At 60.8% G+C, this 7738-nt stretch carries 10 protein-coding genes and 2 tRNA genes; 9 read left to right on the forward strand and 3 right to left on the reverse strand.

Annotated features, from left to right (window positions below; all coding sequences use genetic code 11):
- The first annotated feature begins 179 nt into the window (after positions 1-179).
- The 4 genes from NKH57_RS32855 to NKH57_RS32870 all read left to right on the forward strand — a co-directional run bounded on the left by NKH57_RS32855 (position 180) and on the right by NKH57_RS32870 (position 3309).
- Positions 180-1238, forward strand: a complete 1059-nt coding sequence (locus NKH57_RS32855) for an ABC transporter ATP-binding protein (RefSeq protein ID WP_352950498.1) — start codon at positions 180-182, stop codon at positions 1236-1238.
- Positions 1239-1265: 27 nt separating this feature from the next.
- Entirely contained in the window at positions 1266-1718 is a 453-nt protein-coding gene (locus tag NKH57_RS32860) for an RbsD/FucU family protein (protein ID WP_352602767.1), read from the forward strand.
- 4 nt (positions 1719-1722) lie between these two features.
- The gene (rbsK, locus tag NKH57_RS32865) at positions 1723-2652 is read left to right on the forward strand and encodes a ribokinase (RefSeq protein ID WP_352950500.1); all 930 of its coding nucleotides are present in this window, start codon (positions 1723-1725) and stop codon (positions 2650-2652) included.
- 339 nt (positions 2653-2991) lie between these two features.
- On the forward strand, positions 2992-3309 hold the full coding sequence (locus tag NKH57_RS32870; protein ID WP_352602763.1) for a hypothetical protein: 318 nt from the start codon (positions 2992-2994) through the stop codon (positions 3307-3309).
- Between the two features lie 123 nt (positions 3310-3432).
- Here the strand turns inward: NKH57_RS32870 and NKH57_RS32875 are convergent.
- Positions 3433-3509, reverse strand: a tRNA-Asp gene (locus NKH57_RS32875).
- Positions 3510-3725: 216 nt separating this feature from the next.
- Here NKH57_RS32875 and NKH57_RS32880 point away from each other — a divergent pair.
- From NKH57_RS32880 to NKH57_RS32890, 3 genes are all read left to right on the forward strand, one after another.
- Positions 3726-3801 (forward strand) — tRNA-Val (locus NKH57_RS32880).
- 187 nt (positions 3802-3988) lie between these two features.
- Positions 3989-4420 carry a hypothetical protein gene (locus tag NKH57_RS32885; RefSeq protein WP_352827250.1) on the forward strand — a complete coding sequence of 144 codons (432 nt, stop codon included), beginning with the start codon at positions 3989-3991 and terminating at the stop codon, positions 4418-4420.
- A 430-nt stretch (positions 4421-4850) separates the two neighbouring features.
- Positions 4851-5378, forward strand: a complete 528-nt coding sequence (locus tag NKH57_RS32890; RefSeq protein WP_023759826.1) for a YciE/YciF ferroxidase family protein — start codon at positions 4851-4853, stop codon at positions 5376-5378.
- Positions 5379-5516: 138 nt separating this feature from the next.
- Here the strand turns inward: NKH57_RS32890 and NKH57_RS32895 are convergent, their stop codons facing one another.
- Both NKH57_RS32895 and NKH57_RS32900 read right to left on the reverse strand, forming a co-directional pair.
- Positions 5517-5684 carry a DUF3309 family protein gene (locus tag NKH57_RS32895; RefSeq protein WP_023759825.1) on the reverse strand — a complete coding sequence of 56 codons (168 nt, stop codon included), beginning with the start codon at positions 5682-5684 and terminating at the stop codon, positions 5517-5519.
- A gap of 292 nt (positions 5685-5976) precedes the next feature.
- Positions 5977-6762: a DUF1236 domain-containing protein gene (locus NKH57_RS32900; RefSeq protein WP_352827245.1), complete on the reverse strand. Its 786-nt coding sequence runs from the start codon at positions 6760-6762 to the stop codon at positions 5977-5979.
- A gap of 213 nt (positions 6763-6975) precedes the next feature.
- On the opposite strand from NKH57_RS32900, the gene NKH57_RS32905 reads away from it, so the two are divergent.
- Together NKH57_RS32905 and NKH57_RS32910 are read left to right on the forward strand one after the other, a co-directional pair.
- Positions 6976-7275: a DUF1236 domain-containing protein gene (locus tag NKH57_RS32905; RefSeq protein WP_023759824.1), complete on the forward strand. Its 300-nt coding sequence runs from the start codon at positions 6976-6978 to the stop codon at positions 7273-7275.
- A 276-nt stretch (positions 7276-7551) separates the two neighbouring features.
- Positions 7552-7738: PRC-barrel domain-containing protein (locus tag NKH57_RS32910; protein ID WP_352950504.1), on the forward strand; the 187-nt coding region annotated here is incomplete at its 3' end.

Here is a 7738-nt window from a genome sequence, read left to right on the forward strand (position 1 = left end):
TCTCCTATGATTCGAGCTTCGCAACCCGAGTTACGGAGAACCCCTCCTCAACTGCAAGAATCTCATATCTGTCTGAGCGCGGTCACGAGAACGGGTTTACCTGTATCAGACTGACTTGCCCTGACCGGTCGCGTTGGTTAGCTTCTGCGCCTACGGCTAATGGAGCCGGCGGGGGAGATATGGCGCAAGTCGCGATCAGCAAGGTGGCCAAGGCATTCGGAACCGTCAAGGTTCTACACGAAGTCAGCGTCGACATATCAGACGGGCAGTTCGTGGTTCTGGTGGGCCCTTCGGGTTGCGGCAAGTCCACGCTGCTCAGGATGGTTGCCGGGCTGGAGACGGTCTCCGGCGGCACGATCGCCATCGGCGACCGAATCGTCAACCATCTGCCGCCGGCCAAGCGCGACATCGCCATGGTGTTCCAGAACTATGCGCTTTATCCGCACAAGACGGTCGAGCAGAACATGGCCTTTGCGCTGAAGCTGCGGAAAACCGATCCGGCCGTGGTTGCCGAACGGGTCAAGCGCGCCGCCGACATCCTCGACCTAAATCCCTATCTGAAGCGCTATCCCCGCCAGCTTTCCGGCGGCCAGCGCCAGCGCGTGGCGATGGGCCGCGCCATTGTGCGCAATCCCCAAGTGTTCCTGTTCGACGAGCCGCTCTCCAATCTCGACGCCAAGCTGCGCGTACAGATGCGCACCGAGATCAAGGAACTCCACCAGCGGCTGAAGACCACCACCATCTACGTCACCCATGACCAGATCGAGGCCATGACCATGGCCGACAAGATCGTCGTCATGCGCGACGGCCGCATCGAGCAGGTCGGCGCGCCGCTGGAACTGTTCGACCGGCCGGCGAATCTGTTTGTCGCCGGCTTCATCGGCTCGCCTTCGATGAACCTGCTCAAGGGCGTCATGCGCAAGGGTGCGAAGCCAGGTGTCGATATTGCGGGCACGCTGTTCCCGGTTGCAGCGGACAATGCCGCACAGGACGGCCAGGCCATTGTCTACGGTGTGCGGCCGGAGCATCTCGAAATCCATCCCGATGGCGTGCCGGCGAAGATTTCTGTGGTTGAGCCGACCGGCTCTGAAACTCTGGTCTTCCTGCGCTTCGGCGAAGGCGAGATGGTGGCGCTGTTTCGCGAGCGCCACGACTTCAAGCCGGGCGACACGCTCACCTTGAAGCCGCGGCTCGACCAGATCCACCTTTTCGACGCCGAGACCGGCAAGCGTCTCTGATCTCAATCGGACTTCACGAGGAATATCATGCTCAAAGGCATCAACCCGCTGCTCAATGCCGACGTGCTGCAGGCATTGCGGGCAATGGGGCACGGCGATGATCTGATCATCGCCGACACCAATTTTCCGTCCGATTCGGTGGCGCGCCAGACCGCGCTCGGCCGCCTGCTGCGCATCGATGCCTCGGCCGCCGAGGTCGTAAAGGCGGTGCTGTCGCTCTATCCGCTGGATACGTTCGTCGACGACTCCGCCGCGCGCATGGAGATTGTCGGCAAGCCGGACGAGGTTCCCGCTGTGCAGAACGAGGTACAAAAGGAAATCGACGCGGCCGAAGGCAAGTCGTGGCCGATGATAGCGGTCGAGCGCTATGCCTTCTACGAGCGCGCCAAGCAGGCCTATTGCGTCATCCAGACCGGCGAGCGCCGCTTCTATGGCTGCTTCGCCTTCCGCAAGGGCGTCGTGCCTCCGGACGCGGAGTAGCGGCATGGCTTCGGGCAAGCCTGTCGTCATATTGGGTGTGTTCGTCGCCGACACCGCCTACAGGGCGCAGCGGCAGCCGCGCATGGGCGAGACGATCCTCGGGACATCCTTCACGCTGGGTCCGGGCGGCAAGGGCTCGAACCAGGCGGTTGCAGCCGGCAAGCTTGGTGCCGACGTCACCTTCCTCACGCGCCTCGGCGTCGATCCCTTCGCCGACATGGCCAGGCAGACCTGGGCGCGGGCCGGCGTCAAGAATGCCGTCATCGATACGCCGGAAAGCTATACCGGTGCGGCCTACATCTTCGTCGAGGAGACGACCGGCAACAATGCCATCATCGTCAGCCCCGGTGCCGCCATGCTGATCTCGCCGGCCGACATCGAGGCCAATGCCGCGCTCATCCGCGGTGCCGGCGTTTTCGTCACCCAGCTCGAACAGCCGATCGAAGCAGCTATGCGGGCGCTGGAGATCGCACGTGGGGCAGGGGTGACGACGATTCTCAACCCGGCCCCGGCGGCAAAGCTTCCCGACCCCATCTATACGCTGTGTGACTATTTCACGCCCAACGAGACCGAGACGGAGGAATTGACCGGGATGAAGGTCTCGTCGGTCGACGAGGCGCGAGCCGCTGCGGACAAGCTGCTTGAAAAGGGCGTCGGCACGGTCATCGTCACACTGGGTGACAAGGGCGCGCTTTTGCACTCGAAGGGCCGCTCCGACCATGTTCCCGCCGTCAGTGCGGGACCGGTGGTCGAAACCACCGGGGCGGGCGACGCCTTCAATGGCGGCTTGGCCGCGGCATTTTCGCGAGGCGTGGAGCCGTTTCAAGCCGTGCGCTTCGCCTGCGCCGTTGCCGGAATTTCGGTGACCCGGCCAGGGACCGCGCCATCGATGCCGACGCTGCAGGAGGTCGAGGCGCTGCTGGCGAGGGGATGAGGTTAGGGCTGCTCGGATTGCAGGGCTGGGGCACGCGACCGCCAACCGATGTTCTTCAGCTTCATTCCTGACAACGAAGGCCGTGATCAGGCCCGCAATCGCTGTAGAGGCCGAGCCGTTTAGGCCAAGCCCGCTGCCTCACAGTGGCGGGCTTCTGTCACAACGAACGATTTCAAGGTTGCCCTCGGGTGCTCCGGTAGCAGGACAGCTCCGCGGAGCGTCATTATATTAGCACTAAACGATATATTAACAGCCGTGATGCAGCCTTCCACATCACGGGGGAAAACACGTCCTCGTCGACGTTTCCGGTGGGACGGTCGACCAATGCGGAGCAAACGCATGAGTGTCGGAGCAGCTCTCGAACAATTGCTGCGGTTGATTCATCGCCGAGCCATGAAATTAGCGGCGATGCCGGAGGATGAAAGGGATTCACACTACGATCTCATCCGCCTGTCATGTTGCGCAGCCGCCGAACGCATTGGGCAAAGTCCCGACAAGGCCGCCATTACGGCAAATGATATGGTTGAATTTGTTCGCGCACTGGTCGGAATCATCGAGGTAGGCTGCGGATCAGACCAAAGGCCAGGTGACGATCGACCGGCCGCATCAACGGCACGGCATTTTGGCAGCCGGGAGAATGGCGCTGCGCGCATCTAGGGGCGCGCGCTTCAAGCGGCTGCAGTCGTCCGCGAATTCTTCGCAGCCTGCTACATGGTCCGATTGCCTGACAAGGCCGAAGCCTACTTAGCGCGAAAACCATTTAACTATCAGTAAGTTAAATGGCGCGAGTGACGGGGCTCGAACCCGCGACCTCCGGCGTGACAGGCCGGCACTCTAACCAACTGAGCTACACCCGCGCATGGCGAACACGTGTCAGCCGTGTTCGTCGTTGGGGCGCTGGATAAGGGGTTCGCCACCGGGTGTCAAGCGTGACGGGACAGCATAACAGCAAACAGGAGAAGGTTTTTTGACAGCCGGCCTTTTGTTGGCAAAACCGGTATCCAACCAGAGCGTTCTGCGCTCATTTGGCCTTGCGAAGCCGATCCCGACCGCTTAAAGGTCCGGCCCGGAGCGGGCGATTAGCTCAGTTGGTAGAGCGCTTCGTTTACACCGAAGATGTCGGCGGTTCGAGCCCGTCATCGCCCACCATATGCAAATTTCAGGGCCATTGGCCTGTCACGCCCCCAGCGGCCTCGATGCGTGAGAAACCAGCGCACCTTCCAACAGGATTGCAGCATCGTTTGATGGAACTCTTTCGGCAATGCTCTTGTCGGCGGATGCCGTCGCGGTAGCTTTCCTGAAGGGGTGAATGCTGCGCTGTCAACAGGAGCCGACCATGAAACACCAGACGCTTCACGAGCTGCGAACAATCGCAGACGTCAATCCCTTGGCGCAAAGCGCCATCATGACCAGAACGCAAAGGATCGAGCGTTGGGCAGAGCTCCTCGAGCGGCAACCCGCGCGATGCCTTGGAGCACTGACCGGCACCGAACATCTGCATCCGAAAGTCCGCGCGGAAACGCGAACGGCGGGGTCGGCGATCACCGTTGCGTTCGAGGATCCGCTGCTGCGTGCCTCGGGTCTCCAGGGTGATAGCTACGGGGAAGCAAAACGCTTCTTCAAGCTGAGCGATGGGCAACTGCACGACATCGTCTGCAGCTGCCATATTGGGGCAACGATGCAAGCAAGCTGGGCTGCCGCCAGGGTGCGCAAGACCATCCGTGGAAGCAGGCTGATGGCCTGGCTGCGGAACGTGCTGGTACACTGAAGCCGCTTTGCACAAGCATCTAAACGGTGCGGTGATTGTCGACGGATGTTTCGGCGACATTGCGGCGCACCGGCCAGAGCCGGCCCCTCATGCGCCATTGAAGGGCTTCGACGAAGCAAGGCGCTGCTTTCGCTGTAAGCGGTAAGCGTCATTTTGTCCTTCGCATCACCTTCCACCAACGCGATACGAGCTGGCGCACCTCGCCACTGAAGAGAGCCCGAGCAAGACCAGGGGAGCACGTCACCTGATCCGTCGCCCGCGGCAGACGTGAAAAAGAACGCCGAAGAGATTGCCGAAAATGCCGGGCCAGCCTCGTCCCTGGAGAATTCTTCGACGGTGCTCGGTCGCCCGGGAACTTGTCTCCGGCAGGTGGGTTATCGAGTGCCTCGCACTTTTGCGGAGGCTGCTACCAACCCAGCGGGAGACGATTATGGCAACCACGAAGAAAACAACGAAAGCGGCAAGGAAAGGTCTTGAGGACCTATTCCTCGATGGACTGAAGGATCTCTATTATGCCGAGAAGAAGATACTGAGGACCCTGCCCAAGATGGCCAGAGCGGCGGAATCGGAAGAAGTGACCGCCGCCTTCGAGAAACACCGGATGGAAACGGAAGGCCATGTGGATCGCCTCGAGGAAGTGTTCGAGAAAATCGGCAGGTCGGCACGCGGCAAGACCTGTCCTGCCATCGACGGCATTGTCGAAGAGGGCTCGGAAGTGCTGGAGGAATATGAAGGCGCGCCCGCACTTGACGCCGGACTGGTTGCAGCCGCGCAGGCAGTCGAGCACTACGAGATTGCTCGATACGGCACTCTGATTGCCTGGGCCGAACAGATGGGTAAGAGAGACGTCGCGGACTTGCTCAATGCCACTCTTAAGGAAGAGATGGCGACCGACGAAGCGCTTTCCAGGCTGGGCGAGGGGGGTGTCAACGAGCGCGCTCTGCAGCAAGCTGCGTAGCCCGATTGCGATCGGCGGAATCCCTGCGACGCGTCGGGCTTCCGCCGTCTTATCTCTTCTCTCGGAAGTTGGTCGGCGTTCGTTGTCACGCCGACCACGGCGCGGGCCCCGCCCTGAGGGACAGACTGGGTCGCTGCGCTATATGCGCCCGAGGAGAGCCAGGATGATGATGATAATCAACACCAGTCCAAGCCCACCGCCGCCGTAATAGCCGGTGCCATAGAACGGCCCGCCGCCTAGGCCGCTGAGGCCGCCGAGCAAGGCAAGTACCAGTATGATGATGAGAATAATTCCGAGGATGCTCATGTCCTCTCCATTTTGCCAACGCGTGCGTTTGCCGCGTATTTTGATGAAGATGACTATGGAACGCGCAGCAAGCCGTCCTGTTCCCAGCGGCGGCCCGAACACGCGATTGATATAGGCGGGAACAATCAGCGTGCAGAGCGCAGGAGAGAAAGCAGCGAGAGGGCGAGAGCCACGAAACCGCCCAGCTTTATGGCGGCGACAGCCACGGAGCAGCATATCAGACTGGGCTTGATTATGGATATCAGCGTGGAAAGGCCCGCCATGCCTTCGGCGCGGCGGGCATGTGTCCCCGTCAGGTCAGGATAAGGACGATCTTCAGCGTATTCGGGTCGACGATCACGATGCGGCCATCGGCCAGCACGAAGTACTCGTAGCCCTCATAGGCTGGGACAATCTTGACGATACGGGCAGGCAGACGATGCAGCCGAACCTTTTTCCTGGGAATCTCAACGCCTACGCTGATGTCGAAGGTCACATTCGACACCGGTTCGACCCTGGTCTCATGGATCACGTTGACGATCTGCGTCTTCTGTTCGACCGTCACGTTGTTGATGGACGCGGTCGAGGTGTTGTCCTGGGTCGAGGTTTTGCCTTGGGCCTGCTGATTGGTGGTCATGCCGGCTTTGCCCTGCGCCTGCTGGTTGGTCTGGGTCGACGCCTTGCCTTGGGCCTGCTGGTTGGTGGTCATGCCGGCTTTGCCCTGCGCCTGCTCGTTGGTCTGGGTCGAAGCCTTGCCCTGGACCTGTTCGCCCTTCTTCGAGCCCTTCTTGCAATTGGGCATTCCAGCTGTGCAGTTGGTGCCGGCCTGATCCTGCGCCTGCTGCTCGGTGGTTGCGCCAGCCTTGCCCTGGGCCTGCTGCTCAGTCTTCGCATTGGCCTTGCCCTGGGTCTGCTCTTCGGTCTTGATCTTGCCCTGGGCCCGCTGGCCCATATTGGAACCCTTCTGACATTTGGCGGTACCCATCGTGCACTTGGTATCGCCGCCCGACTGGTTGTCCGCAGGTTGCTGCGTTTGGGCGAGTGCCGCCCCGCAACTGACGCCAAGCGCCAGCATGCTGGTGATCAGAACGCGTTTCATGGGAATTCTCCTTGAACGTGTGAGTCCCTTCGCGGGGTAGAACTCTGACCCAAAAACTTTGTTCCCGGTCTGTTGGCGGGCGGTTCGGAGGAACAAGCTGCATCCGATGGCGTTTACGACCAGGCAGCCCGGGCTGCGGGCGGCAACGATGTGACGCAGCCGAGAGGTGGCCGGCTTTCACAGGAGACCATCCAGCTTTCAAAGGAGACCATCATGAGATTGCATCTTACCAGTGTTGCGGCGGGCTTCCTGCTGCTGGCGGGCGTTGGCGCGGCGGCTGCTCAGGATGTGGTGATTCAACCCGAGCAGGAGACGGTCATCAAGGAGTATGTGAGGAAGCAGCCTCTGGCTTCAGTTAACCTGCCCGGCGTCGAGCTCAACATCGGTTCCGCCTTGCCCGATACCGTCGAACTGCACGAGATACCCAACGTCCAATACCGCTATGTCGTCGTCGACAATCAGACGCTGCTGGTAGATCCGAGCACCCGCAAGGTGGTCAAGGTGATTCAGTGATCGGCGATCAATTCGGACGGGGGCGCTGCACGGAATTCCGACGCGCCTTTTTCCGTAGCAGAGGCGGTGAGGGTGCCCTCGTCGCCTTTCGCTACTGTTCGAACCGAGGACCAGGAATTCCGTTATCGGCAGGCGTTATCGCAGCCGTGTAACGACGTGCTGTGCGACGGCCACTCCGTCGAGTCCGGACCACAGAGCACCGGCAGTTTTTTGGGAACATCAGCGCCGACCGCCCGTTTGGTGGGTATCTGACTTGGACAGAGAGGAGCTCAAGAAATGCCAACTCCGAGTGGCCATACCGACGCCATCCGCGCCTCGCGCGTGATTGGCACAACTGTTTACAACACGGCGGGCAAGGAAATTGGTACGATCGACGACGTGATGCTCGAAAAGACCGCGAATGGCATCATGTTCGCAGTGATTTCCTTTGGCGGTTTTCTGGGCATCGGTGAAAGATACCACG

This window comes from Mesorhizobium sp. M1050, assembly GCF_040318715.1.
Taxonomy (GTDB): domain Bacteria; phylum Pseudomonadota; class Alphaproteobacteria; order Rhizobiales; family Rhizobiaceae; genus Mesorhizobium.